At 55.8% G+C, this 24,544-nt stretch carries 20 protein-coding genes and 1 pseudogene; 15 read left to right on the top strand and 6 right to left on the bottom strand.

All coding sequences use genetic code 11. The features are described from left to right. Position 1: 1 nt before the first annotated feature. Complete coding sequence (locus ACRRSD_RS05270; RefSeq protein ID WP_435037387.1) at positions 2-823, bottom strand: aldo/keto reductase; 822 nt, start codon at positions 821-823, stop codon at positions 2-4. A gap of 313 nt (positions 824-1,136) precedes the next feature. Here ACRRSD_RS05270 and ACRRSD_RS05265 point away from each other — a divergent pair. The 8 genes and pseudogenes from ACRRSD_RS05265 to ACRRSD_RS05230 all read left to right on the top strand — a co-directional run. After that, positions 1,137-3,251, top strand: a pseudogene (locus ACRRSD_RS05265) (RHS repeat-associated core domain-containing protein); the annotation flags it as partial. Further along, entirely contained in the window at positions 3,241-3,723 is a 483-nt protein-coding gene (locus ACRRSD_RS05260; RefSeq protein WP_435037386.1) for a DUF4265 domain-containing protein, read from the top strand. The pseudogene ACRRSD_RS05265 and the gene ACRRSD_RS05260, both read left to right, overlap by 11 nt. 163 nt (positions 3,724-3,886) lie before the next feature. After that, positions 3,887-4,252, top strand: coding sequence for an immunity protein Imm33 domain-containing protein (locus ACRRSD_RS05255; protein WP_435037385.1), 366 nt, complete (start codon positions 3,887-3,889; stop codon positions 4,250-4,252). Between the two features lie 85 nt (positions 4,253-4,337). Next, positions 4,338-4,583 carry a PAAR domain-containing protein gene (locus ACRRSD_RS05250; RefSeq protein WP_435037384.1) on the top strand — a complete coding sequence of 82 codons (246 nt, stop codon included), beginning with the start codon at positions 4,338-4,340 and terminating at the stop codon, positions 4,581-4,583. Positions 4,584-4,618: 35 nt separating this feature from the next. Then, positions 4,619-5,760 (top strand): IS3 family transposase gene (locus ACRRSD_RS05245; protein ID WP_435034309.1). Its coding sequence is split into 2 segments (ribosomal slippage): positions 4,619-4,880 and positions 4,880-5,760, totalling 1,143 coding nucleotides; the frame shifts between segments, so codons are not numbered across the junction. Between the two features lie 220 nt (positions 5,761-5,980). After that, the gene (locus ACRRSD_RS05240; protein WP_435037383.1) at positions 5,981-10,681 is read left to right on the top strand and encodes an RHS repeat-associated core domain-containing protein; all 4,701 of its coding nucleotides are present in this window, start codon (positions 5,981-5,983) and stop codon (positions 10,679-10,681) included. 8 nt (positions 10,682-10,689) lie between these two features. Further along, entirely contained in the window at positions 10,690-11,322 is a 633-nt protein-coding gene (locus tag ACRRSD_RS05235; protein WP_435037382.1) for a hypothetical protein, read from the top strand. A gap of 494 nt (positions 11,323-11,816) precedes the next feature. After that, complete coding sequence (locus ACRRSD_RS05230; protein ID WP_435037381.1) at positions 11,817-12,263, top strand: hypothetical protein; 447 nt, start codon at positions 11,817-11,819, stop codon at positions 12,261-12,263. Positions 12,264-12,480: 217 nt separating this feature from the next. Here the strand turns inward: ACRRSD_RS05230 and ACRRSD_RS05225 are convergent, their stop codons facing one another. Continuing rightward, positions 12,481-13,629: an aldose epimerase family protein gene (locus ACRRSD_RS05225; RefSeq protein ID WP_435037380.1), complete on the bottom strand. Its 1,149-nt coding sequence runs from the start codon at positions 13,627-13,629 to the stop codon at positions 12,481-12,483. 358 nt (positions 13,630-13,987) lie between these two features. Between ACRRSD_RS05225 and ACRRSD_RS05220 the strand changes: the two genes are divergently transcribed. The 3 genes from ACRRSD_RS05220 (at position 13,988) to ACRRSD_RS05210 (ending at position 17,154) form a co-directional block, all read left to right on the top strand. Further along, positions 13,988-14,737 carry a hypothetical protein gene (locus tag ACRRSD_RS05220; protein WP_435037379.1) on the top strand — a complete coding sequence of 250 codons (750 nt, stop codon included), beginning with the start codon at positions 13,988-13,990 and terminating at the stop codon, positions 14,735-14,737. A 197-nt stretch (positions 14,738-14,934) separates the two neighbouring features. Then, positions 14,935-16,149, top strand: coding sequence for an MFS transporter (locus ACRRSD_RS05215; protein ID WP_435037378.1), 1,215 nt, complete (start codon positions 14,935-14,937; stop codon positions 16,147-16,149). A 219-nt stretch (positions 16,150-16,368) separates the two neighbouring features. Further along, positions 16,369-17,154, top strand: coding sequence for a sulfite exporter TauE/SafE family protein (locus ACRRSD_RS05210; protein WP_007918673.1), 786 nt, complete (start codon positions 16,369-16,371; stop codon positions 17,152-17,154). Here the strand turns inward: ACRRSD_RS05210 and ACRRSD_RS05205 are convergent. Further along, positions 17,136-17,609, bottom strand: a complete 474-nt coding sequence (locus ACRRSD_RS05205) for a GNAT family N-acetyltransferase (RefSeq protein ID WP_435037377.1) — start codon at positions 17,607-17,609, stop codon at positions 17,136-17,138. The genes ACRRSD_RS05210 and ACRRSD_RS05205 overlap by 19 nt on opposite strands. A 209-nt stretch (positions 17,610-17,818) precedes the next feature. On the opposite strand from ACRRSD_RS05205, the gene ACRRSD_RS05200 reads away from it, so the two are divergent. Beyond that, positions 17,819-18,382, top strand: a complete 564-nt coding sequence (locus ACRRSD_RS05200) for a DUF4174 domain-containing protein (protein ID WP_435037376.1) — start codon at positions 17,819-17,821, stop codon at positions 18,380-18,382. Positions 18,383-18,558: 176 nt separating this feature from the next. On the opposite strand, the gene ACRRSD_RS05195 is transcribed toward ACRRSD_RS05200, so the two are convergent. Beyond that, positions 18,559-19,743: an AAA family ATPase gene (locus tag ACRRSD_RS05195; RefSeq protein WP_435037375.1), complete on the bottom strand. Its 1,185-nt coding sequence runs from the start codon at positions 19,741-19,743 to the stop codon at positions 18,559-18,561. A 423-nt stretch (positions 19,744-20,166) separates the two neighbouring features. Here ACRRSD_RS05195 and ACRRSD_RS05190 point away from each other — a divergent pair, with 423 nt between their 5' ends. Both ACRRSD_RS05190 and ACRRSD_RS05185 read left to right on the top strand, forming a co-directional pair. Then, on the top strand, positions 20,167-20,493 hold the full coding sequence (locus tag ACRRSD_RS05190; protein ID WP_435037374.1) for a DUF6124 family protein: 327 nt from the start codon (positions 20,167-20,169) through the stop codon (positions 20,491-20,493). Positions 20,494-20,509: 16 nt separating this feature from the next. Beyond that, positions 20,510-20,776, top strand: coding sequence for a hypothetical protein (locus tag ACRRSD_RS05185; RefSeq protein WP_141130127.1), 267 nt, complete (start codon positions 20,510-20,512; stop codon positions 20,774-20,776). A gap of 92 nt (positions 20,777-20,868) precedes the next feature. Here ACRRSD_RS05185 and ampC read toward each other — a convergent pair whose 3' ends face one another. Beyond that, the gene (ampC, locus tag ACRRSD_RS05180; protein WP_435037372.1) at positions 20,869-22,035 is read right to left on the bottom strand and encodes a class C beta-lactamase; all 1,167 of its coding nucleotides are present in this window, start codon (positions 22,033-22,035) and stop codon (positions 20,869-20,871) included. Positions 22,036-22,195: 160 nt separating this feature from the next. On the opposite strand from ampC, the gene ACRRSD_RS05175 reads away from it, so the two are divergent. Further along, positions 22,196-23,068: a LysR family transcriptional regulator gene (locus tag ACRRSD_RS05175; RefSeq protein ID WP_435037371.1), complete on the top strand. Its 873-nt coding sequence runs from the start codon at positions 22,196-22,198 to the stop codon at positions 23,066-23,068. A 129-nt stretch (positions 23,069-23,197) separates the two neighbouring features. On the opposite strand, the gene gudD is transcribed toward ACRRSD_RS05175, so the two are convergent. Beyond that, on the bottom strand, positions 23,198-24,541 hold the full coding sequence (gene gudD, locus ACRRSD_RS05170; protein WP_435037369.1) for a glucarate dehydratase: 1,344 nt from the start codon (positions 24,539-24,541) through the stop codon (positions 23,198-23,200). Positions 24,542-24,544: the final 3 nt, after the last annotated feature.

Below are 24,544 nucleotides of genomic sequence, written 5' to 3'. Positions count from 1 at the left end.
CTCAGACCATGGCCAGCCGCTGCTTGCGTTGTGGCGCTTGAAACACCTGGTCCAGCGCCGCCAGATCCCCGGCCTCCAGTTGCAGTTGCGCGGCTTGTGCATTGAGTTGCACGTGTTCCGGTCGCACAGCCTTGGGAATCGCAATCACACCATCCTGACGCAGAATCCACGCCAGCGAAACCTGTGCCGGGGTTACACCATGACGAGCGGCAATCTCATTCAGCAGCGGTTCAGCCAGCATCGCGCCGCCCTGGCCGATTGGACAGTAGGCCATCAGCGGCATGCGCTGATGTTGGCACCACGGCAGCAGATCGAATTCGATGCCGCGCTCTTCGAGGTTGTAGAGCACCTGATTGGTCGCGCAGACGGAACTGGAGAGTTCTTCGAGATCGTCGACATCGAAATTCGACACGCCCCAACGACCGATCTTGCCTTCCTCGCGCAGACGCTCGAAGGCCTCGACGGTTTCTTCCAGCGGATACTGGCCACGCCAATGCAACAGATAGAGGTCGATGTAGTCGGTGTCGAGCCGCCGCAGGCTGCGCTCGCAAGCTTGCGGGATGCCTTTGCGGCTGGCGTTGTGCGGGTAGACCTTGCTCACCAGAAACACCTGATCGCGCAGGCCGGCAATGGCTTCGCCGACCACGGTTTCGGCACCGCCCTCGGCGTACATTTCGGCGCTGTCGATCAGGGTCATGCCCAGCTCGATACCCATGCGCAGCGCCGCCACTTCACGCTTGTGCGCCGAGCGGTCTTCACCCATGCGCCAGGTGCCCTGACCGATGACTGGAACCTGGACGCCGGCCAATTCGAGGGTACGCATGCAAACCTCCTTGCTGAATGTGTCGATACCTTTTAGTGGGCAGCAGGATAGCTCAGGGGTTCAAAAAGCAAAGAGATCGCGGCCTTCGGCAGCGCTTTCCTTATGGGTACCGGTTTCCCATGTAGGAGCTGCCGAAGGCTGCGATCTTTTGATCTGGCGCTCTTTCTTTATCCACCCACGTACAAGTGCGCAAGAAGTTGCGCAGTGCCTTGCCTGTTTTGACCCGGATAAGTCTCTACAGGCCTCGTAGCTCGTGGCCTCCAGCCAAGTTCGCAACTTCTTGCACACCACTGCGCAAAAAGTTGCGCACTTAACGCTTCGTTACCGTTGGGACCGGCTAGGCCGTCTTATAGCGCTGGAAAACGAAAACGAGCAGCGCACCCAATTTAACTATGATCCTGTCGGAAGGTTGCTTGAGGAAAAAGGATTCGATGGCGTTGCTACGCGCTATCAGTACGATTCTGAGAGCGGACGTTTGGCGAGAGCCATCAGCGGTGAGCGCGTCATTTCGATGTCGTTCGACCCCATGGGACGGCTTGTCGAACGCCACGCGAGCTTGGGCAATACGTCTCAGAGTGAATCCTTTGCGTATGACGGTAACGGCAACATGGTTTTGGCCACGAATGACCAAAGCCGATTGCTGTGGTTCTATGATTTGGCCGGTAATCTGATCAAAGAGCATCAGCATTATCAGAGTCTGGATGCACCGCTCGTAGCAATCTGGAGGCATGAGTACGACCCCCTCAACCAGTGTGTCGCTACGACCCGCCCGGATGGTCACCGGGTGAGCTGGTTGACGTACGGCAGTGGGCATTTGCTTGCGTTAAAACTGGATGATCACGAGTTGGTCGGTTATGAACGAGATGATTTACATCGTGAGGTCGTTCGTCATCAAGGCAATCGGTTGCGCCAGACTCAAAAGTGGGACCCGGCAGGTCGCCTGCAGGAGCAATTGCTAAGCCGAAGTGATGACAACTCCACTTTGCTGAAGCGCGAATACAAATACGATGCGGTCGGCCAGTTGACCGAGCTAAACGACACGCGTCGCGGACCGCTGACCTATCGTTACGATCCAGTAGGACGGCTGATCAGTGCAGCAAGCCGGCTCGGGGTTGAAAAATTCGCTTTCGATCCTGCCAGTAACCTGCTCGATGAAAAGGTGACAGAAGTACGCCGGCCTCTTGATCAGGCCCCAATACGTAGCCGGTTGGTAGACAATCTTCTACGTGAATACGTCGGCACCCATTACGAGTACGACGATCGTGGCAATCAGACGCTGCGTTGGCAGAATGGTCAACGCAGTCGATTGCAATGGGACCTGTTCGATAGGTTGGTTCATTTCGAGGATGATCGTCTCTCGGTCAAATATGCCTACGACGCCTTGGGTCGCCGGCTGTATAAGCATTCAACCGCCCATTATACAAATCGTCCTGAGGCAGGTTCCCACTGGAATAAAAATGAGCAGGGGCGTGTTCAGCGTTTGCTTGGCTGTGGCCTGACTTTGTACGGTTGGGACGGAGATAATTTCTCTTGGGAAAGCAGTCCTGCGCCTGTCGATGGGGGGACTGGGCGCACAGTCCATTACGTTTATGAACCCGGCACGTTTGTTCCGGTGGCTCAAGCGATCAGGCACGCCTCGATTGATCTGTTAAATCAGCCTGAATATGTCGCTGGCGAGAATCTTGAAGATGACCCGCTTTGGAGCCACGCTCCTAAAGCACAACCGTTTGATGTCTTGGCCTGGTATCAGTGTGACCATTTAGGCACACCGTTAGAGCTAACTGATCAGGATGGTCAGGTCGCCTGGAGCGCTCAGTACAAGGCTTGGGGCCAAGTAAAAGAACACACATCAGCCTCAGCAGTACAGCAGGGGCTGAGCAATCCAATTCGTTTCCAAGGTCAGTACCATGATCATGAAACAGGCTTGCACTACAACCGATACAGGTACTACGACCCTCAAGTAGGTCGCTTCATCTCTAAAGACCCGATAGGTCTGATGGGTGGCATAAACCTTCATCAATACGCGCCTAACCCAACCCAATGGGTAGACCCTTTAGGGTTGGTGAAGAAACCGCCATCTAAGCGCGCGCTGAAAGACGGCGCTGGAGCCTCGCCTCAAGATATTGCTGCGAGTAAAGTCGGCGGAGGCAGTCGAAAAGGGCAGGCGGCATGTCGCAAAAAACTCATCGATAAAAGTAAGCCGGTGGGCGTTTACAAGTGCTGGCGGTGTGGGCATACCTCTAATAATCCTGATGACATGCACTTGGGGCATAAAAATGTGGCCACCTCAAATGGCGGCAACCTGGCTGATGTCAACGTAGATCTTGAGGGCGCATCGTGTAACCTGAGTGCGGGAAATAGCGGTTATGTGAAAGAAGGCATGTCGTGTGTCGAACGTGGAAGTTGTGGAGCGCCATATGGACGATAAAGAATTGCCTGTTCTGATTCAGGTGTTTGTATCGAATGACGATAGCCCTGTATTCGAGGAACTCCCTGCTATTGCGATGGGGGCGGATACTTATGAGCTGCTGTCTTCACCTGGTCTTGCGTTGAATTTGGCTCGAGGCGACGTCATCTCGATCAAGAACAAAAACACCCACGCCGAAGTCCTGACGCGCGGAGGGAATTTTTGTATTCATATCTACGCTGACTACATTCCCGAGGAGGTCATTGCACAACTCGAAACTGATGTTGGCCGTGAGCTGGGTGGAACGCTTGATGGTGTTTTCGAAGGCAATCTCTCGTTGGCTGTGCCTTCAAGCAACGGCATGGACAAAATCAATGAGTTTTTTGATCGGTTTCGCGAGAAAACGGGGCTCGAATGGTATTACGCCAATATCTATAAAAATATTGATGACGAAGATGATGAAACGCTTCTGAATTGGTGGCTGCAGAGCTGACTGGTTCGAGGGGAGTTCTGGTTGGCTGCTTTCAACGCTTGGGAGAGTGAGCTTTCAGTCAACGGTACTCGATCGACCATGGACCCGCGGACCGATGTGTGAAGTCGGTGGGTGCTTGGTCGATCGACGTTGGGCACGGTGTGCTATCTCGGATATTCAAGTCATGAGTGAGAAATCGTGGATCAAAATGCCGAAGGTTGATGCGATTTTTCCCAACGCCTCTCAGAAAGAGGTCTGCGATAAGTTCGGAATGCCTGCGCAGGTACCTGAACCGATCGTGGCCTTGGCCACAGAGTCAGTAGGTCAATCACCGATCTACGGCACTCGAGTGCAGATATCCGAGGGATGCAATGTCAGCTGGTTCATACATTGCGGTGAATACTCGGAAGCGGACGATTTCTATAAACCGGTTCACATCAGCCATGTCATCGAAACGTTGCCCCAGGTGTTGAATTATTTATGCCTACCGGTCGGGGCCAAATTCATCATCGATGACTCAGGGTATGAAGATGTTTGGAAAGCCGAGTAAGTGTTAAGAGGTTCAGCGATGGCCAACCTGTTTTCATTGTTCGACGGCCGACATGTAACCAAGATTTAGTCAAAGGAGTGACACCATGAAAGATGTAATCCGTTTGGGCGACGCCACCACTCACGGTGGCAAGGTGCTCGAAGCATTCTCTCGAACCGACCTCAACGGCAAGCCCATTGCAGGTGTCGGTCACAAGGTGAGCTGTCCACTTTGCAAGGGGGTTTTCCCTATTGCTGAAGGCAGCAGCACCTACACCGTTGATGGCACGCCTATCGCTCTGGACGGCATGAAAACCGCTTTGATCTGGCTTAATGATTCTGGACACCCCTAAAGGGCGGTAATCTACGCCCAACGACGAGGTGTGATTTGACCAGACGCTATTTTTCGACAGATTTCAAACGGGACGCGGCTTGCCTGGTTTTGGATAAAGACTATTCGGTGAGCGAAGCCTGTGAAGCAATGGGCGTGGGCCCTACAGCTCTGCGCCGCTGGGTTGAGCAACTGCGTGCGGAGCGCAGCGGCAAGACGCCTGAGAAGTCCAAGGCCATGACCGTTGACCAACAACGCATTCAGGAGCTGGAAACAACAATCCGACGGATTGAGCGCGAAAAGGAAATTTTAAAAAAGGCTACAGCTCTCTTGATGTCGGATTCCCTCGATCGGTAAGGCTGGTCGAGGAGTTAAGCGAGCAATATCCAAGATCCGAGTTGTGCGTCGTATTTGGAATCAGCCGCAGCAGTTATTACGAGCGTCTGAAACAGCGGGCGAAAGTGGATGTCGAGCGCGATCGCCTAAAGATCAAGGCTGCTGAATTACATGAGCAAAGTCGCGGCTCAATGGGCGCGCGCAGCCTGTCAAAAGCGCTGTGTAACGAAAAAGAGTCGGTAGGTCGTTACATGGCTCGTAGCCTGATGCGCGAGCTCGGTTTGAAGAGCCAGCAACGGCGCAGGCATCGTTACAAACCTAGCGGCGCGGAGGCTCAATACGCCCCCAATCATCTGGAGCGTAAATTCAATGTCGAGGCCCCCAATCGAGTGTGGTGTGGCGACGTGACTTACATTTGGGCCGGTACTTACTGGGTTTATCTGGCTGCTGTACTTGATCTGCATGCCCGCCGCATCGTCGGCTGGGCGATGTCCAGAAGTCCGGATTCAGCTCTGACCTGTCGAGCGTTAAAGATGGCTTTCGAGTCGCGAGGACGCCCTGAAAACCTAATGTTCCATTCGGATCAGGGCTGTCATTACAGCAGTAAAATGTTTCGTGAAACGCTGGCGGACATGCGCATAAAACAAAGCATGAGTCGACGAGGAAACTGCTGGGATAACGCCCCGATGGAGCGTTTCTTTGGCAGTTTGAAATCTGAATGGATACCCAAGGCTGGCTACCGAAACGAAGATGAGGCCAGTACCGATGTGTTGCGCTACCTGACCCATTATTACAATCGGATCAGGCTGCACAGTTACAACGGATATCGGACTCCGGTAGCAATGGAAGCCTTGGCAGCATGAGAAATGACCTAAACCCTATAACTTTGTCCAGTATCGTTTGACCAGATCACTTGCGGAGCTGCGCTCATTGCGAGCGGTCCGAAGGGCGCAGTGATCAGCTGATCCACCTAACTAGACCCGGGCTCAATTGCTAACGAGAGGCGACTTTCTGTCGGCTCCTCAAAGGCGATAGGTCTCGTGACATTCCGAATTTCCAAGCCTGCTCGCTGAAGACGCTCCCATGACGACCAATACCGCTGTCGCAACCAAACGTGAACCCCAAGTCGCCGTTGTTCCCCTGAATTTGATCATGGTCGAAGACGTCGGGCGCAGTGCGGCTCAATTCGATGCCTGGTTGCGAGAGATCAGTGGTGATCTTGTCACCTTGGAGCGCATTAAAACGGTGGCAGGGGCTCTACCTGTTGTCGGCAACATCATGGCATTGGTCGATGCGCTGAATGATGTCGTAACGCTTTCCAACAGTCCGAGACAAGACCCTCTAAATTGGGTCAGCTTGGGGATCAACCTGATCGGTGTTTTGCCCATGCCGCCGAACATGGCCGCCGCGCGCATGAGCTTGCGACCGACGCTGTTCCTTGTTCGACAGGAAGTCGCCAAGGTCGGAAAGCTGGTCTTGGGTGATGCGTTGATCAACGTGGTGGTTGGTCATCTGAACGCTGACATCGTGGGCGTGATCGATGATTTCGTTAAGCAGGCACAAGCCAAACTCAAAGAGTTGCTCAATGATGCAGGAGAACTGGGCGAGAAAATTCTCAACGAAATTGCCATCGGCTTAGAGAGAGTTGTAAACGGACAACTCGACGCCAAAGGTAATTTGAAAGCCGCACAGCAGATGGCAAGTGCTGCCAGCAGCCAGTTGCTCCATGATCCTTTGAGCGCAATTAGCAACATTTTCGGCGCCGCGGCGAACGTTTACACAGCGGCCGGCAAAGGTGTTGCCAACAGTGCGGCCGAGCATCTCCTGCCAGAGCAAGCGAAGAAGAAAGTTCTTGTTCATACGAAATCGCTGCGCGCGATGGGACCTGAGTTGCGTACGCAGTTGAACAAGTTGAGTGACCCGGCCGTTCAAAGCTCGATTGGCGCGCTGTTGGTAGTGCTGGCCAGCGCCGTTGCAGCGTGGCGTATGCGCAATGCACACGGGCAGGGCGGCAACGTCAAACCAGGCATGACCAGTCAGTCCCGACGCGTTGCTAGCGACGGCAAGGTTGAAGTCAGCCGGGGTGAATCAAAGCCGAAGTCGCGCCCCAATGACGAGAAAAACGAAGTGTGTCCTGCGACCTGTAAGCGCATCAACTTTGCCATGGGTACAGAGACGTTTGATCACTCGGATTTCAGCCTGCCCGGCGCATTTCCCATTGATTGGACACGCACGTACTGCTCAGACCTTGGCGCCTATGATTCGGGCATCTTGGGAGCGCGCTGGATCACATCGTTTACGACGCGCATCGATGAGCAGGACGAAGGCCTGGTGTTCCACGATGCAGACGGTCGAAGTCATACCTATCCGCTACCCAAGATCGGCCAATTCCATTACGACGCGATAGAGAACATTACCCTCCTGCACGTTAGCGAGGGTCGGTTACTCCTATGCCGTGGTTTCGAGCGCAAGGAAACCTACAGCCGTCATGGGCGCAGTTACATGCTGGTCAGTGTCGAGTTACGCAATGGCGCCGGAATCATGTTGCATCATGAGCATCGCCACGGCGATGTGCCGGTCTTGTCGGACCTGATCACCTATCAGGAACATGACATCACCAAGGTTCACCGCCACATCGGCACCATGGTTGATGGCTATGGCAGGTTGATTGGGCTGTGGGAGATCTGTGATGGTGTCCCACAGCGTCAGCTGTGTGCTTATGAATTTGACGGGCAGGGTGACCTGGTTCAGGCGCAGGATGAAAATGGCGCCGCTTGGTCGTACCAGTACGAGTACCACCTGATTATTCGCTACACCGACCGGAGCGGTCGTGGTATGAACCTGCAATGGCAGGGCACGGGCGCCGATGCCAAAGCCGTGCGTGAATGGGCAGATGACGGGAGCTTTGATACTCGTCTGGAATGGGACGAAAACATTCGTCTGACCTATGTCACCGATGCTCATGGCAATGAGACATGGCATTACTACGACTGCCTGGGATACACCTATCGCATACGTCATGCGGACGGCCTTTCGCAATGGCTGTTCCGTGATGAGGCCAAAAACGTTGTGCGGCATATTCATCCTGACGGCACGACAGATCGCTACAGCTACGACGAACGCAGTAATCGACTTGAGCATATTCGTGCCGATAACAGCGTGGTGCACTTCGCTTACGACGATCAGGATCAACTGATAAAAATCATGGATGCAGAGGGTGGACTTTGGCTTAGAGCTTACGACGACGTTGGCAATTTGACTGAAACGGTCGATCCCCTCGGTAACAAAACCGAGTACGCCTATGACAAGAAAGGTTTGCCGATTGCGATCAAGGATGCCAACGGCAACGAGAAAACGCTTGAGTACAACGATGCCGGCCAGTTGCTTAAATACGTTGATTGCTCGGGCAAGACTACTGCATGGGAGTATGACGGTCGGGGGCTGATGATCTGTGCAACCGATGCTGCTGGGCAGAGCACCGAGTATGAATACAAATCTGGACAAGTGGCGCTGATCAAGCACCCTGACAAAACGCAAGAGCGCTTCGAGCACGATGCAGAAGGTCGGCTGTTGGCGCATGTCGATGGATTGGATCGCTGTACGACCTGGAGCTATACGGCGGCGGGTTTCATCGCTGAACGGGTGGATGCTGCCGAACAGACTTTGCGTTATCGCTGGGATCGCCTGGGCCGCTTGCAAGCGTTAGAAAACCAGAATGAGCGCTCAGCACAATTTCTCTATGACCCAGTTGGACGTTTATTGACTGAGACAGGATTTGATGGTCGCCTGACTCGCTATCAATACGACATAGCGACCGGGCGCCTATCGAAGATCGCGACCGGTGAGCGAGTTGTAACGCTTGCGTACGACGAAATGGGACGTGTGACGGAGCGACTGGCCACCCTTGGTGATCAGTCTCAGACGGAACATTACGCTTATGACGGCAGGGGTAAGATGATCCTTGCAAGCAACGCCGATAGTCGTGTGCAGTGGTTCTACGATCCTGCCGGCAACATGGTGCGTGAGCATCAACATTATCTCGGCTTGGAAAAACCACTCGTTGCTGTCTGGCAACATGAATATGACGTGCTCAATCAGCGCGTCGCTACGATTCGCCCTGACGGGCATCGTGTCAGTTGGTTGGCCTACGGCAGCGGCCATCTCTTGGCACTGCGTTTTAACGAGCACGAGCTGCTTGGATACGAGCGCGATGACATGCACCGCGAGGTGGCTCGGCATCAAGGCAACCGTTTAATACAAACTCAGAAATGGGATCCGGCCGGGCGGTTGCAGGAGCAAGTGCTGGGGCGCAGCGATGACAATTCGGTTGTGCTCAAGCGTGAGTACGCCTACGACTCAGCCGGACAACTGAGCGAAATCAACGACACGCGTCGTGGCCAACTGTCTTACCGTTATGACCCGGTCAACAGGTTACTGAGTGCGGTCAGTCGTTTGGGTGTCGAGACGTTCGACTTCGACCCAGCGGGTAACCTGCTAGATGAGAAAACAGCTGAGAGCCGACGGCCACTGGAGCTGACCCCAGCACGCAGCAAGCGCGTCGATAACTTGCTGCGTGAATACGCTGGTACTCATTACGAATACGACGAGCGCGGTAATCAGATAAAACGCTGGCGGGATGGTGCTTTCAGCCAAATGCGTTGGGATCTGTTTGATCGGTTGGTGCATTTTGAGGACGCCAGACTGTCGGTGGAATATGCCTACGATGCACTCGGGCGGCGACTACTGAAAAACTCAAGTGTGCATTACAAGCAGCGACCTGCAGCAGGCTCACTGTGGAATAGCGCTGAGCACGCACGTTTGCAGCGCGAGCATGGGTGTGGATTCACGTTGTACGGTTGGGATGGCGATAACCTCGCTTGGGAAAGTCGTGCTGCACAGCAACATGGCGAGGCGGGGCGCACGATTCACTATGTGTTTGAGCCGGGAACATTCATTCCGGTGGCGCAGGCTATGTCGAATCATTCCATCAATCTGATGGGGCTACCCAGCTATGGCGATGACTATAGTGTGGAGGAGGATCCGCTTTGGAATCACTCAGCAGTATCGCCATCCATTGATGTGCTGGCGTGGTACCAGTGCGACCACCTTGGCACGCCTCAAGAGCTGACCGATCAGCACGGCGAGCTCGTATGGCGTGCCCAGTACAGGGCTTGGGGAGAGATCAGAGAGCAATGGTCGGAATGGGCGAGGCAGCAGGGCATTGCTAACCCTATTCGATTCCAAGGGCAGTACCATGATCATGAAACGGGTCTGCATTACAATCGGCATAGATATTACGATCCAGGTGTAGGTCGCTTTATCAGCCAGGATCCCATTAGCTATGCGGGTGGGCTGAATCTGTATTTTTACGGGGATAACCCCGTTCTGCTCATCGACCCTCTAGGTCTCGCAGGCCATAAAATAGGGGCGAATACTGCCGGACAAGACGTGCTGGCGCGAGGTGTTCACGTTAACGTGAATGGGGCTGGTTTGCCTCCAGCCGGTGGTCACATCGCTCTAAAACCGAACGCTGAAGGAACCCATGTGGTGCTTGAACCGGCCGACAAGGCAACGCGAGCGATGCCCAACTCCCAATGGGGTAAGGCATGTGAATGTGTTCTACGATACCTCGACAAACCGAGCAATGTGGATCGGCTGAATAAAGCCGCGCAGGCTGGCGTCGATGCAAATCCAAACTCTGCACGTGTGCCCGAACTGAAACAGGTGGGTACCATTCTGAGTGGACACCATGCCGCGGGTACGAACCCTGTAGCGCGTAAATAAGGGAATATATGATTTCTACTGATTTCCATAAGCTGATTGAACTGTTCATCGCTGGGGCGGGTAGTCTTCAGCCAGGCATTTTTGGATTGAACAGCTTTTCCAAGGCAGAATTTATAAAAGCCGATTTTGAGCTCGTCGGTGACCTTGGTGATTTTCATTTTTTTGAGAAAGCATACGACGTTCCTTATTTTCGCCGAAAAATAACAGTTGTGTTTAAGCAGTATTTTTTTGCAGAGGAGAGTTTAGGGGGAGGGCTTGGCGTTGCGAATGGAGTAAGGCTGACCTCGCTTTTAAGAAGTCAACCATTTGCGTCTGCTGCCAGGTCTGTAGATCAGCGTGGGATTGCATTATTTTTGTCTGAAGATCAAAGCGAGGGGGCATTGATTTTCGACGAAAAAATCGTAATAAGATTTAATCGGTGGTCCTCGCGAAGTTCTTATGTGATCTCAACAGTAGAGTGCGATTTTGATAATGAGCGTTTCGGTGACTTGGCAAAGAAAGCAGTACATGACGCGTACGAGTTTTGTGATCACAAATCGATGATAAATGGTGCCGGATTCAAAGGCGGCTCGAGTGCTTTTAATCGCTTGATTCGAAAGCTTGAATTGTTCGTGAACAGACCGAGTTTTTTGAATCTTTGAGAGATATTACCCAAAGTTCAACGTCTAGCACGGTAATGAATGGCCATCCGGACTCGGTATCAATACGACATAGCGACCGGGCGCCTATCGAAGATTTCGATCAGACATGGAGTGGTTGAACTATCCCGGATGAGTATTCCTTAAATGAAGCTGGCCGAAATTTATAATGGGAGACAATCTTTCGTGGTTTTTTGAGGCGTTGGGATTCTTGAAAGTGGATATGACGACACCGCTCAGGACAATGATTGAATATTTTGAATTTAAATAAATTTAAGATTGCAAAGGGCCGAGTAGTGCGATGGAGTTGTGAGGCAGAGTTTGTCGCTGATTGCAAAGGAAGGAAGAGTAATCAGGAGAGGCCTATTTTTAGAGATAATCAATCGAGGTTCTCTCTAATTATCTATGAAGGCTAGAAGTGAAAATGGTTAGTTTGCCCTTCTCTGTTTACAAGGGGTAGGCAATAATGCCCGTACTCACAATGCTTGGAGCTCACCATGGTTAGTCATGAGCAAATTGTTGATTTTTCAAATCGCTTAACCAACGGTAAGGATGAAGCTGAAGCGTCTCGGGACGTGATGAAGTTCTTGTGCGCGGGCATCGGCATGGTTCTTCAAGACGAACCAGTGTCCACTATTGTGAGAGACGCGTTTGCAGTCGCGCACAGATACTGGTTTGAGGGTGCAGAGAACGAGCACGAATTGAATGCTGCCAGAATTAAATGTTGGGATTTTCTGGAAGCGAAAGGGCGTGATGTAGAGATTGAAGACAATGAAGACGCTGCAGTCAGAGCCTTATTTTGCGTGATGTATCCCGACAGAGTCTCTGATGAGGATTTCGTGCAGGAGTCTTTTGATTGGTTTTTCGAAATGGTCAATAGGATTGGCGATTTCGGGCATGCATTTGAGCAGGCCGCCGCAAGAGTAACCCGCACCGCAGAGTAACGTTCAAGAGGAGGCCAATCTGCCGCCGAGTCTGACGATGAAGCAGTGGTGCGAGCAGGCGGATCAAGGCATTCGCCAGGGATTGGAGCGTGTGGGTCTGTAATCTCCTTGGTGATTGATCGTTCCCAGGCGCAGCAATGGAATGCCTCAAGGGACGCAGAGCGTCCCGGGCTTCATGCCTTTGCTGCGCGTGGGAACGATCAGGTGCACGGGCGAGTTATTTTGCGGAGAACTTCAACACCACGCTGTGGCTATAAGTCTGCCCCGGATCAAGGCGTGTACTCGGGAAATTAGGCTGATTCGGTGAATCCGGATAATGCTGAGTCTCCAGGGTAAACGCGCCCCAGTGCGGATAGACCTTGCCACCCTTGCCCTTGACCGTGCCGTCGAGGAAGTTGCTGGTATAGAACTGCACGCCCGGCTCCGTGGTGAACAACTGCAGCACACGACCGGACTGCGGATCACTCACTTCAGTCGCAACTTTGCCGATGTCACCCTTGGTATCCAGCGCCCAGTTGAAATCAAACCCACCCTGTTTCGGCTCGGCAAATTTCAACTGCGGATGATCCGCCTTGATGTGCGTGCCGATTGCGGTCGGTTTGCTGAAGTCCATCGGCGTGCCGGCCACGGGTGCCAGTTCGCCGGTCGGGATCAGTTTGGCGGTGACCGGGGTGTAATGGCTGGCGTGCAGGGTCGCGACCTGTTTGAGGATGTCGCCATTGCCGGCGCCGGCGAGGTTGAAGTAGCTGTGGTTGGTCAGGTTGAGCACCGTCGGTTTGTCGGTGCTGGCCTTGTAGTCGATGCGCAGTTCGTTGTTGTCGGTGAGGCGATAGGTCACTTCGGTGGTGAGGTTGCCGGGGAAGCCCATTTCGCCGTCCGCCGACAGATAAGTCAGGGTCACGCCGACTGAGTCCTTGTCCTTGGTTTCCTGTGCCTTCCAGACTTTCTTGTCGAAGCCCTGCGGGCCGCCGTGCAGCGCGTTGGTCTTGTCGTTCTGCGGCACTTGATAGCGCTTGCCGTCGAGTTCGAACGCACCTTCGGCGAGGCGATTGCCGAAGCGGCCGATGGTTGCGCCGAAGTAGGCGGTGCCTTTCTGGTAACCCTGCACATCGTCGAAGCCGAGCACAACGTCGTCGAACTTGCCGTGCTTGTCCGCCACTTTCAGTGATTGCAGGGTCGCGCCGTAGGTGATGACGGTGGCTTGCATGCCGTGGCTGTTGCGCAAGATGTATTGCTCGACGGGTGTGCCGTCATTGGTTTTACCGAAGGCTTTGTGTTCGGCGCTGAGGCCGGCCGCGTTGGCGGAAAGGGTGGCGATCATCAGGGACAGTCCGAGGCCGGAGAGCAGGTGACGGGATTGAAGCATGGTTGACCTTCCTTTTTGTTGTTGTTTTCAAAATGGCGCCGATGCCGTGTAGGAGCTGCCGCAGGCTGCGATCTTTTGATTTTGGTTTTCAAAGGCAAGGTCAAAAGATCGTCCGAACGCGGCCCGAGCCTGCGGCAGCTCCTACAGGGTAACTAGTCATGCTATTTGTATTTGCAATCAAGATTTATAGTTGATTAATCGTTTATTTCAACAATAAAGACAGACTAATTGGTTAGGCAGGCATTGCCGAAGGTCGGCTGGTCGTGCGCACCACTGCACTTTTTCGCAATCGGCGGCTCTATCCATGGCCAGGATGCGGTGACTCCCGCCGCACAGGAATGTGCCTGTTCGAGACTTCATGCCGAGAGCTTTTGCCCTGATCACTGCTTTTTTCCGCCGCCCGTGCCTGTTGCTGACGTGTCTGTCGTCGCTGCTGTTCAGCGGTTGCAGCCACCAGGACGGTAACGGCTTCTTCAATCAGATGCGTGAAGGGAAGCCGCAGGAGTTCCTGCAGACCAGCGTCGACCGCATGGCCACGCTGGCGATGCGCGACAACCTCAGCAGTCTCTATCGCTTGCAAGCCAAGCTGTACCTGCGCAACCCGGACGAGCTGCGCAAGTCAGGGTTTCTCAACATCCATGCCGCTGTGAAGCAGGTGCGGATGGCCGTAGAGCAGCAACAGCCGCTGCCGGTGCTGGGTGGTCGCAAGGATCTGGCGGCGCTGAGCTATGCGATGAGTCCGGAGTTTCTCGGTGACCGCGTCGGCGCGTTCATCTATGCCATCGGCAGCATGCTGGTCACCGCCCATGGCCATCGCACCGAGTTCTACATGACGGACGCGATCAACCCGACGTTCGTTCACAACGCTGCACGCAATATCGAAAAAGCCACGTGGATTTTGTCCCAGCGACAGAACAAGGAAGGTCAGCCGCTGCTGTTTTCCAATGAGATCTCGGAGGAGGGCAGCAACCTGAGCTTCGCCACCGAGTTCGGCAAAATCGTTGCGCGACTGGACCTGATCACGCAGATGCTTGATGAGCGCTACCGGCGGATCGGCCTTAACTACGCGCAGAGTTTGCTGTTCCTGAATTTCTTGCCGGTGCAGTGAGTTCCACGAAAACCTGTGGCCGTGCAGAGATCAAATGTGGGAGCGAGCTTGCTCGCGAAAGCGGTAGATCAATCAACACTTCCACGCCTGAGAGACCGCATTCGCGAGCAAGCTCACTCCCACATTGACTCAATAGTGGAGGTTGTTTTTGTATACAATCCGTCTCCGCTATTGATAAAAATGGAGCCGCACCCGTCATGACCGACCCTGCAAGCGCCGATTTCAGCCGCGTCGACCGCACCGCCCGTGCGGACAAACTGCCCTATGCCGCGTTGCTGGCGTTCGCCATGACCGGTTTCATCGCCATCCTTACCGAAACCCTGCCCGCCGGGTTGCTGCCGCAAATCGGCGCCGGGCTCAACGTCAGTGAAGTACTCGCCGGGCAACTGGTGACGCTGTATGCGCTGGGTTCGATTGTCGCGGCGATTCCGCTGACCGTCGCCACGCGTGGCTGGCCTCGGCGCCGGGTGTTATTGATGACGGTCGGCGGGTTTCTGCTATTCAACACTGTCACCACATTCTCCAGTCATTACGGCCTGACCCTGGCCTCGCGCTTCCTCGCCGGGATGGCGGCGGGGTTGTCGTGGGGGATCATGGCCGGTTATGCGCGCGGCATCGTGCCGGTGCATCAACAGGGGCGGGCGCTGGCGATTGCCATGCTCGGCACGCCGGTGGCGCTGTCACTGGGCACGCCGGCAGGGACGTGGCTGGGCAATCTGATCGGCTGGCGTGCTTCGTTCGGGATCATGTCGGCGCTGGCCCTGGTGTTAGCGGCGTGGATTGTCATCGCCGTGCCGGATCGTCCGGGGCGGACCAGTGATGAGCGTCTGCCGCTGCTCGAATCGCTGCGCTTGCCGGGTGTGCGGCCGGTGTTGTTCGTGGTGCTGACGTGGATGCTCGGGCACAACATTCTCTACACCTACATTTCACCGTTTCTGATGCAGGCGGGGCTGGCTGACCGGGTCGATCTGGTGCTGCTGGTATTTGGCCTGTGCTCGCTGGTGGGGATCTGGATCATCGGCATGCTGGTGGATCGCTGGTTGCGCTGGCTAACGCTGATCAGCCTCGCGGTGTTTGCGCTGACGGCATTGGTGTTGGCGCTGGCTGCGCCTTCACCGCTGGTCATTTATGCCTGCATGGCGGTGTGGGGATTGTCGTTTGGCGGCTCGGCCACGTTGCTGCTGACCTCGGCGGCGGACTCGGCCGGTGATCACGTCGACGTGGTGCAGGCGATGCTCACCACCTCGTGGAACGTAGCGATTGCCGGGGGCGGGTTGTTTGGTGGCTTGTTGCTGGACCGGGCCGGGGCGATGTCGTTTCCGTGGGCGCTGCTGATTCTGTCGCTGATCGCGCTGGCCACGGTGTGGATCAACAAGACCCATAGCTTCAAACCGGGCCGGCGAGTGCATTAACTCTGGAAACCACCGCTACACCCTGTGGGAGCGAGCTTGCTCGCGAATGCGGTGGATCATTCAACTCATGTGCCGACTGACACAACGTATTCGCGAGCAGGCTCGCTCCCACAGTGAGTTCGATATGGCATAACGATAGACCGCATCGATATATGTGGTTATAAGAAAAATCGCTATGCTGCGGGCCAGATTTTTCCTGTCGTTTTTCTGGACGTGTTAATGGAATTGGCGAATTTCGGCCTGGTGATTGCCGGGCTGGTGGTGGGGTTTATTGTCGGCATGACCGGTGTCGGCGGTGGTTCGTTGATGACGCCGATCCTGCTGTGGTTCGGCATCAACCCGGCAACGGCGGTGGGCACTGACCTGCTGTACGCCGCCATTACCAAATCCAGTGGCGTCCTCGTTCATCGCAAAAACAAAAACATCGACTGGGCCATCACCGGCTGGCTGACCCTCGGCAGCGTGCCGGCGGTAGCGATGACCTTGTGGTTCCTCAGCACGTTGCACACCGCGCCGGACGCGATGAACGCCATCATCAAACAGGCGCTCGGCTTCGTCCTGTTCGCCACGGCGCTGGCGATCTTCTTCAAGAAACGCTTGCTCGAATTCGCCCACAAACGCGCCGGTGGCAACTACAACCCGAGCGGTTCGCGGTTGAACGTGATGACCGTGATCACTGGTCTGATCCTCGGCACCATGGTTGCCCTGACTTCAATCGGCGCAGGCGCCCTGGGCACCGTTGCGCTGTTCATCCTCTATCCGCTGCTGCCGACCCGCCGTCTGGTCGGCACTGAAATCGCTCACGCCGTGCCGCTGACCCTGGTTGCAGGCCTTGGCCACGCGAGCATGGGCAATATGGATTGGGGTGTGCTGGGCTTCTTGCTGGTCGGCTCGTTGCCGGGCATCTGGCTCGGCAGCCACCTGACCGGGCGCATCTCCGATGAAGTCTTGCGCCCGTGCCTGGCGACGATGCTGGTGCTGATCGGTTACAAACTCGCGTTCTGAGTGGTGTATTTCATCACCGTCACCGGCAAGTCTTCGTACACCAGCTCTTCAACCACCACCCAACCCAGTCGCGCATACAGCGACTGCGACGTGTCGGTATACAGATACAACTCGGGCACGCCCAGCGCCGCCGCTTCTGCAACCACTCGAATGACCAGTTGCGAAGCAATTCCGCGACCGCGTTCCTCAGCCTTGACGTAAACCCCCGCCAGCCATGGCGTCAGATTCGGGCGTAGCTTCAGATCACTTTCGATCAGCAGCGCGCCGCCCAGCAGTCGCGAACCCTCTAGCGCTACCACAACACTCGGCACCGCACCTTTGCCGCAAGACTCGCGCATGTGTTCGATACGGTCCTCGACGGTTTGTCCGGGACGAAACTCGCCCCACTCCTCGAAGTTGAGCGTGGCCAGTTCTTCGATCAATTCGGGGTGATCGCACAGGTAATCGATGTGCATGCGGGTGAACTCCATTTCATGGGCAGAACTGCCACCCTAATGCGCTCATAAAAGGTAAATCAAATCCGGGTTGCGATCACGTCGGCGATGTTGCGCAATGTCGTGCCTGTCCTAAGCTTCTGTACAGGCGATACCTATTTGCCGGGTTGTCCCGGAACAATCGCCACGATGCGCAATCAGTAGTGCGTGGATATCAAAAGGAGATGCGCATGCTCATCAGGTCACTGACCCTGACACTCTTGCTGGCGATTGCCGGCCCCTTGTTCGCCGCTGACAACGATTCGCCCATCGCCGGGGACATGGGCCGCGCCCGACCGCTCATCGTGATCGCACAAAGCACCGTGGACCCCGTGTGGGTGGCCCTGAAAAAGTCGCTGGAGGATCCCGCCAACAAAAAGGGCGTCACCGACCGCAACATCAAGGTCTACACCATCCTCAACATGTCCGGGCAACTCGACGGCAAGGACCTGGGCCAGCAAGACACCATGGCGCTGCTGCGCTCGCTCAAGCTCGGTGCCGGGGCGTATCCGAAAGTGTTCCTGGTGGGCAAGGACGGCGAGACCAAGCTTTCAGCGTCGGGGGATGAAGCAAAGGCAGTGGACTTGAAGAAGATCTTTGACACCATCGATGCCATGCCAATGGCTGAGAAGGAAGCGGCCGCTGCGGCTCAGGCACCGGTTGCTGCTACCCCGGAACCGGCAAAAGGCACGAAGAACGCCAAACCCGCCAAGCCTGCGAAACCAGCCAAGCCGCCGGAAATGCCGGATGACTGATCGCACACTCACTGGATAAAACGCGTCCCCTGTAGGAGTGAGCCTGCTCGCGATAGCGGTGTATCAGTCACCATCAGCGTTGACTGATACACCGCTATCGCGAGCAGGCTCACTCCTACAATGTTTATTCCGTTACCTGCATATTTGCTGGCACTGATGCCCTCGCAGCAACTTGTCTACCCACGGCTATCGCCCTCATCAAGCAGGTAAACCAGCACACCTTTGGTATTACCTACGACCAGTGGAGAATGCGTGGTCAACACGAACTGGCAATTGGGAAAGGTCGTACTTAACTGTGCAATCAGACCAAGCTGCCATTGTGGATCCATGCGCAATTCCACCTCGTCGATCAGAACAATGCCGTCGCCGTGCAGCGGGTTGTCCATCGACGGGTTCATCATCGCCAGACGCCTGGCCATGTCACCCACCAACGCAATCAGCGACTTTTCGCCAAGCGAGAGCTGAGTGACATTGAATGTTGCGCCATGTTTGTCGACTGCCATATGCAGATGTGGTTTGCGCTGCACACGCAGGTTGGAGAAATCCGGCATGAACGCGGCGATGGCCGAACGCACGGCAGTCAACTGGCGGTCGCGGGAGGAGGCTTTCACGTTGGCGAGCGTTTTATAAACGTCGCTGTCAGTACCGAATTTTTCCGCGACTTCGGCCAGTGCGGTATCGGAAATCCCGTCCTCGTTTTCGCTGTCCTCACGTTCACGAAACCATTCGAAAAAACCGCGAAAGTCGGCGCCACCGTTGAAGCTGGTGTCGTAGCCGTCGAGTTGATCAGAGGCTTGTTTGCTGGTCATTTTAAGCGGGATGTCGAGAACGCAACGTTCGGCTGGGTAATAAGCGATCAGCGGGAGTGAGGCGCTATCGTCGGCGGTGAGTTGAGTGCGGTAGTGGTCTGCAAGCAGTCTGACTTCGTTTAAATATCCACGGTCCGAGACTGCACCTTCCTGGCGACTTCGGGCTGCGCCCCATACGAATAATTCGTTTTCGGAACCCGCATCACTGTCAGTTGCGCGCGGGTGTGAAAGGTCGGTGATGCCAATCGAAAGGACGGCGCCTGAGGCGCCGTTGCGAATGTCTTCATCGACAAGGTATTTGCCATTGCCTTTATTGGAGCGAATTTTTGCGATCAGCCAGCTCAGACAAATATTCAGTGATTTCAGAATGGTGGTTTTTCCGCTGCCGTTGTTTCCCACCAGCACCGTGATGTTCGAGCGGTGTGTCAGGGTAGGGGCAAACTGAATATCCATGTCTCCAAAGTGTCCGACATCCGTAAGCTTCAAACTTTTAATTTCCATCACTGCGCCCTTCGAATGACTGTTTCTTTGCTCGACGCCATCCTCGTCCAAAGATTGACTCGATGCAGTGTAGATACAACAAGTTCATTCGCTAACCCAAAGTCGTTGCAGCATGTGCCTGCCGAAATGTCTGACACAAATCCCCTTCAGACCCCGCGGATTTTTCCTGCAAGTCGCGGCGGCGGTGGTGAACTGGTGGGTTTTGGAGAGGAGGGATAGTCTTCTTTGGCCGCTGCAAAACACAGTGGTCGGGTGTGGAAGTCCGGTGTTGGTCGTGAGCGCATGTGCGCCTGTGAACACATGTTGGCGGTTTTTATGCCAACATTGTTTGCTTATGGCAGCTATGCGCAGGAGCACTCTCGAGTGCACCGGGTCTCTCGACCTCCCCGGACTTCCACCCCTGCGCAAAGCTGCCACCCTCTCGTGGAAGTGAGTTTGGCAGTTTTTTCTCCCATGTTTAGAGGTCATTTACTTATGAAAAAACACACGCCAAACCCTCCCGAATCCCCCATAGATTCGGGATCCTTCGACGCCAACAACCCTCGCTTACGCAACCCCCATCACCCTGATCCCATCAGTCATCTCTTCACCATCCTCCCCGATATCGATACCCCCACGCTGCTCTGCCACGCTTGCGAAACCCTCGCTTCACTTAACGTCCTGACCACCGACCTGGCCGATGAACTGCAGGGTTCACCGCGCAGCCGTGCCTTGTCGATTCAGCAATTGGCGGTGCTCGGCGAGTTGCTGGTCAACCGAGCGCTGGACAATCTCGATCCACCGGCGGCGACGCAACATTGAACAGGGAGGTTCAAACATGACGCGATACATTCCGCTGACCGGGATTGACTGCAAGATTCCCGCTCTGCTGATCGACCGCGAAGCACCGGTAGATGTGCTGCACGGCACAGCGGCTTACCGTTTGCGCTGTGTGACGCAATTGATGGAGACCCTGGCGCTGGGGGATGGCAAGGGACATGACACCTTGCTGCTGCAGGATTTCGCCCGGGTGATGGCGATCCCGTTGCGCGATAGCTGCGACTTGATGGATGTCATCGGCTGGAAGTTGCAGGCGCAGCTTTAAAGACAAAAGATCGCAGCCTGCGGCAGCTCCTACATTGACCGAGTGAAAACCCGATCCTGTAGGAGCTGCCGCAGGCTGCGATCTTTTGATTTTCAGTCAGTGACAGCGCTGAGGATTTTGTGGGCGATTTTCACCCGCTCAGGAATCGGGAAGTTCTTGTTGGCCATGATCACGATGCCAATGTCCTTGCTCGGCACAAACGCCACGTAGGTCCCGAACCCACCGGTAGAGCCAGTCTTGTTGATCAACACATCATGCGGCTGCGGTTGCGGCGGATTCAGCCACTGCACCTTGTGTGCCTGCATGGCCATTTCCGTCGAGTTGCCCGCCAGCAAACGATCGAGGCTGATCGGGTAGCGGTACATTTCCCAACCCAAACCCTGAGTCATATCGCCGACGGTGTAGTAACCGGTGTGGGTGTTGGCGATGGTTTTTTGCAGTACCGCTTCAAGCGTTTCAGGTTTCAGATTGGCCTGTACGTAACGCAGCATGTCCACCGCGCTGGTTTTCACGCCATAGGCCTGCGCGTCCAGCGCACCGGGCGTGACGCGCACCGGTTTGCCGTTCTTGTCATAGCCCTGTGCATACAGATCCATTTGCGCGGCAGGCACACTGAGGTAGGTGTGCTGCAAACCGAGTTTCGGCAGCAGGGTGTGTGTCATCGCCTGATCAAACGGCTGGCCGAGGCTTTTCGCGGCCAGATAGCCGAACAGGCCCAGACTCGGGTTGGAGTACTGGCGATGGCTGCCGGCGGGATATACCGGTTTCCACTGTTGGAAATAGCCGAGCATCTTGTCAGACGAATCCGCACTGTCCGGGAATTGCAGCGGCAAACCGCCGGCACTGTACGTACCCAGTTGCAGCACGCTGATAGTGTCGAAAGCGCTGCCTTTCAACTCGGGCCAGAGCTGACTGGCCTTGGTCGACAGATCGAGTTTGCCGGTCGCTTGGGCGTAGCCGGCGAGGGTAGCGGTGAAGGTTTTGCTCACAGAACCGATTTCGAACAGTGTGTTTTCGCTGACTTTCTTACCGGTGTCTTTGCTGGCGACGCCGTAGTTAAAGTAATGCGCCTTGCCGTTGATGGTCAGCGCCACGCTCAGGCCGGGAATGTTCTGCTGCTGCATCACGGGCGTTACCGCGTCGTTGACCAACGCTTGCAACTGCACAGCGTCGGGCGCGGCGGCGAGACAGGATGTGGCGCCGAAAAACAAGCCGAAAGCGGCGCAGGAAATGACTTTGCTCGATTGAATGGATGACATGAGTGAACCACTCTCCATGAGTGTTGATGACGTTATCCCGCTACACTGCGGGCGATTTCTGTGTTGGGCGACTGATCAGCGCCGCCAATCTAGTCAGCGCGATGCCAATCGACAAACGACGAAAACTCGCACGAGCCATTAGAAAAATTTGGGACTGGGCATGATTCGACCGCAATTGCCGCTCAACGCACTGCGCGCCTTTGAAGCGTCCGCACGTCATTTGAGCTTCACCCGCGCCGCCGTGGAACTGTGCGTCACCCAGGCTGCCGTCAGCCACCAGGTCAAAAGCCTTGAGGCGCAACTTAACGTAACCCTGTTCAAACGCCTGCCCCGTGGGCTGATGCTGACCAGCGAGGGCGAAACTTTGCTGCCCGTGCTGAGCACCTCGTTCGATCACATCGCGCAGATTCTTGAGCGTCTCGCCGGAGGACAGTATCGCGAAATGTTGACCGTCGGTGCGGTGGGCACCTTCGCCGTAGGTTGGTTGTTACCGAGGCTGGCGGACTTCCGGGCGAAACATCCGCTCATGGATTTGCGGCTGTCGACGAACAATAATCGTGTGGATGTGGCGGCGGAAGGGCTGGATTACGCGATCCGTTTTGGCGCCGGGGCGTGGCATGGCATCGAGGCGACGCATTTGCTCGAGGCGCCGCTGTCGGTGTTGTGCGTGCCGGAGATCGCCCGGCAATTGCATTCGCCGGGGGATTTGTTGCAGCAGACGTTGTTGCGTTCGTATCGCACCGATGAATGGCCGGAATGGTTTCAGGCTGCCGGTCTGGCAACTCAGGCGGCACCGCCGCAGAGCATTGTGTTTGATTCGTCGTTGGCGATGATGGAAGCGGCTTTGCAGGGCAGCGGGGTGGCATTGGCGCCGCCGCTGATGTTCGCCCGGCAACTGGCAGCGGATGCGATTTGTCAGCCGTTTGCGATTGAGATTACGACGGGGAGTTACTGGTTGACGCGGTTGCAGTCACGGCCTGAAACGGCGGCGATGCTCGCCTTCAAAAACTGGCTGCTGCAACTCCCTGGTTAAACATAGCCCCTGTGGGAGCGAGCCTGCTCGCGAAAGCGGTGCTTCAGTCGACAAAAATGTTGGCTGTTACACCGCATTCGCGAGCAGGCTCGCTCCCACAGGGGAGGGTGGTGGGTTCAAGAGCGCGTGTCAGCGCACCAGACACGGCCGCTTGTTATCGAACTTCCACCCCGGAATCAGAAACTGCATCGCCACGCTGTCGTCCCGCGCGCCGAGGCCCATGCCTTTATACAGTTCATGAGCCTTGGCCACCTGATCCATATCCAGCTCGACGCCCAGCCCCGGCTTCTTCGGCACCTGCACCAGACCGTCGACAATTTGCAGCGGCGCCTTGGTCAACCGCTGACCGTCCTGCCAGATCCAGTGGGTGTCGATCGCGGTGATCTCACCCGGCGCAGCAGCGGCGACATGGGTGAACATCGCCAGCGAGATATCGAAGTGGTTGTTGGAATGCGAACCCCAGGTCAGGCCCCATTCATGGCACATCTGCGCCACGCGAACCGAACCCTGCATGGTCCAGAAGTGCGGGTCGGCCAGCGGAATGTCCACCGACTGCAACTGGATCGCATGGCCCATTTCGCGCCAGTCCGTGGCGATCATGTTGGTGGCGGTTTTCAGTCCAGTGGCGCGACGGAATTCGGCCATCACTTCGCGGCCGGAATAACCGTTTTCTGCGCCGCACGGGTCTTCGGCGTAGGCGAGCACCTGATGCTGGTCGCGGCACAAGCGAATGGCTTCTTTCAGTGACCAGGCGCCGTTCGGATCGAGGGTGATGCGCGCATCAGGAAAGCGTTCGGCCAGTGCTGTGACCGCTTCGATTTCCGCATCGCCACTGAGCACGCCGCCCTTGAGCTTGAAGTCCTTGAAACCGTACTTCGCGTGGGCCGCTTCGGCGAGGCGCACCACGGCTTCGGCAGTCATGGCTTTCTCGTGACGCACGCGAAACCAGTCATTGTCAGCGTCCGGCTCGCTACGATAGGCGAGGTCGGTTTCGCGCTGATCGCCAACGTAGAACAGATAACCGAGCATCTTCACTTCATCGCGTTGCTGACCTTCGCCGAGCAATGCCGCCACCGGTACATCGAGGTGCTGGCCGAGCAGATCGAGCAACGCGGCTTCGAGGCCGGTGACCGCGTGAATGGTGATGCGCAGGTCAAAAGTCTGCACGCCACGGCCGCCAGCATCGCGGTCGGCGAAGGTCTGGCGCACTTGATTGAGAATCTTCTGATAAGTGCCGATCGGGCTGCCGACCACCAGGCTGCGCGCGTCTTCCAGGGTCTGGCGAATACGCTCGCCACCGGGCACTTCACCGACGCCGGTGTGACCGGCGTTGTCCTTGAGAATGACGATGTTGCGGGTGAAAAACGGCCCGTGGGCGCCACTCAGATTGAGCAGCATGCCGTCATGGCCGGCCACCGGGATGACTTGCATGTCGGTGATGAACGGGGCTTTGGCGGTGTCGTGTGCGGTCATGTT

It is taken from the genome of Pseudomonas neuropathica, from assembly GCF_051174785.1.
In the GTDB taxonomy this organism is placed as follows: Bacteria; Pseudomonadota; Gammaproteobacteria; order Pseudomonadales; family Pseudomonadaceae; genus Aquipseudomonas; species Aquipseudomonas neuropathica_A.
Note: the sequence above shows the minus strand (reverse complement) of the source record. Positions and strands in the feature narration are given on the sequence as shown.

Excerpts from the sequence above, each read along its gene's own strand:
- ACRRSD_RS05210 (WP_007918673.1), top strand. The coding sequence starts at position 16,369 with ATGGAATTGGCGAATTTCGGCCTGGTGATTGCCGGGCTGGTGGTGGGG.
- ampC (WP_435037372.1), bottom strand. The coding sequence starts at position 22,035 with ATGTCATCCATTCAATCGAGCAAAGTCATTTCCTGCGCCGCTTTCGGC.
- ACRRSD_RS05185 (WP_141130127.1), top strand. The coding sequence starts at position 20,510 with ATGACGCGATACATTCCGCTGACCGGGATTGACTGCAAGATTCCCGCT.
- gudD (WP_435037369.1), bottom strand. The coding sequence starts at position 24,541 with ATGACCGCACACGACACCGCCAAAGCCCCGTTCATCACCGACATGCAA.
- ACRRSD_RS05205 (WP_435037377.1), bottom strand. The coding sequence starts at position 17,609 with ATGCACATCGATTACCTGTGCGATCACCCCGAATTGATCGAAGAACTG.
- ACRRSD_RS05175 (WP_435037371.1), top strand. The coding sequence starts at position 22,196 with ATGATTCGACCGCAATTGCCGCTCAACGCACTGCGCGCCTTTGAAGCG.
- ACRRSD_RS05235 (WP_435037382.1), top strand. The coding sequence starts at position 10,690 with ATGATTTCTACTGATTTCCATAAGCTGATTGAACTGTTCATCGCTGGG.
- ACRRSD_RS05215 (WP_435037378.1), top strand. The coding sequence starts at position 14,935 with ATGACCGACCCTGCAAGCGCCGATTTCAGCCGCGTCGACCGCACCGCC.
- ACRRSD_RS05240 (WP_435037383.1), top strand. The coding sequence starts at position 5,981 with ATGACGACCAATACCGCTGTCGCAACCAAACGTGAACCCCAAGTCGCC.
- ACRRSD_RS05260 (WP_435037386.1), top strand. The coding sequence starts at position 3,241 with ATGGACGATAAAGAATTGCCTGTTCTGATTCAGGTGTTTGTATCGAAT.
- ACRRSD_RS05220 (WP_435037379.1), top strand. The coding sequence starts at position 13,988 with ATGCCGAGAGCTTTTGCCCTGATCACTGCTTTTTTCCGCCGCCCGTGC.
- ACRRSD_RS05270 (WP_435037387.1), bottom strand. The coding sequence starts at position 823 with ATGCGTACCCTCGAATTGGCCGGCGTCCAGGTTCCAGTCATCGGTCAG.
- ACRRSD_RS05200 (WP_435037376.1), top strand. The coding sequence starts at position 17,819 with ATGCTCATCAGGTCACTGACCCTGACACTCTTGCTGGCGATTGCCGGC.
- ACRRSD_RS05255 (WP_435037385.1), top strand. The coding sequence starts at position 3,887 with ATGAGTGAGAAATCGTGGATCAAAATGCCGAAGGTTGATGCGATTTTT.
- ACRRSD_RS05190 (WP_435037374.1), top strand. The coding sequence starts at position 20,167 with ATGAAAAAACACACGCCAAACCCTCCCGAATCCCCCATAGATTCGGGA.
- ACRRSD_RS05230 (WP_435037381.1), top strand. The coding sequence starts at position 11,817 with ATGGTTAGTCATGAGCAAATTGTTGATTTTTCAAATCGCTTAACCAAC.
- ACRRSD_RS05225 (WP_435037380.1), bottom strand. The coding sequence starts at position 13,629 with ATGCTTCAATCCCGTCACCTGCTCTCCGGCCTCGGACTGTCCCTGATG.
- ACRRSD_RS05250 (WP_435037384.1), top strand. The coding sequence starts at position 4,338 with ATGAAAGATGTAATCCGTTTGGGCGACGCCACCACTCACGGTGGCAAG.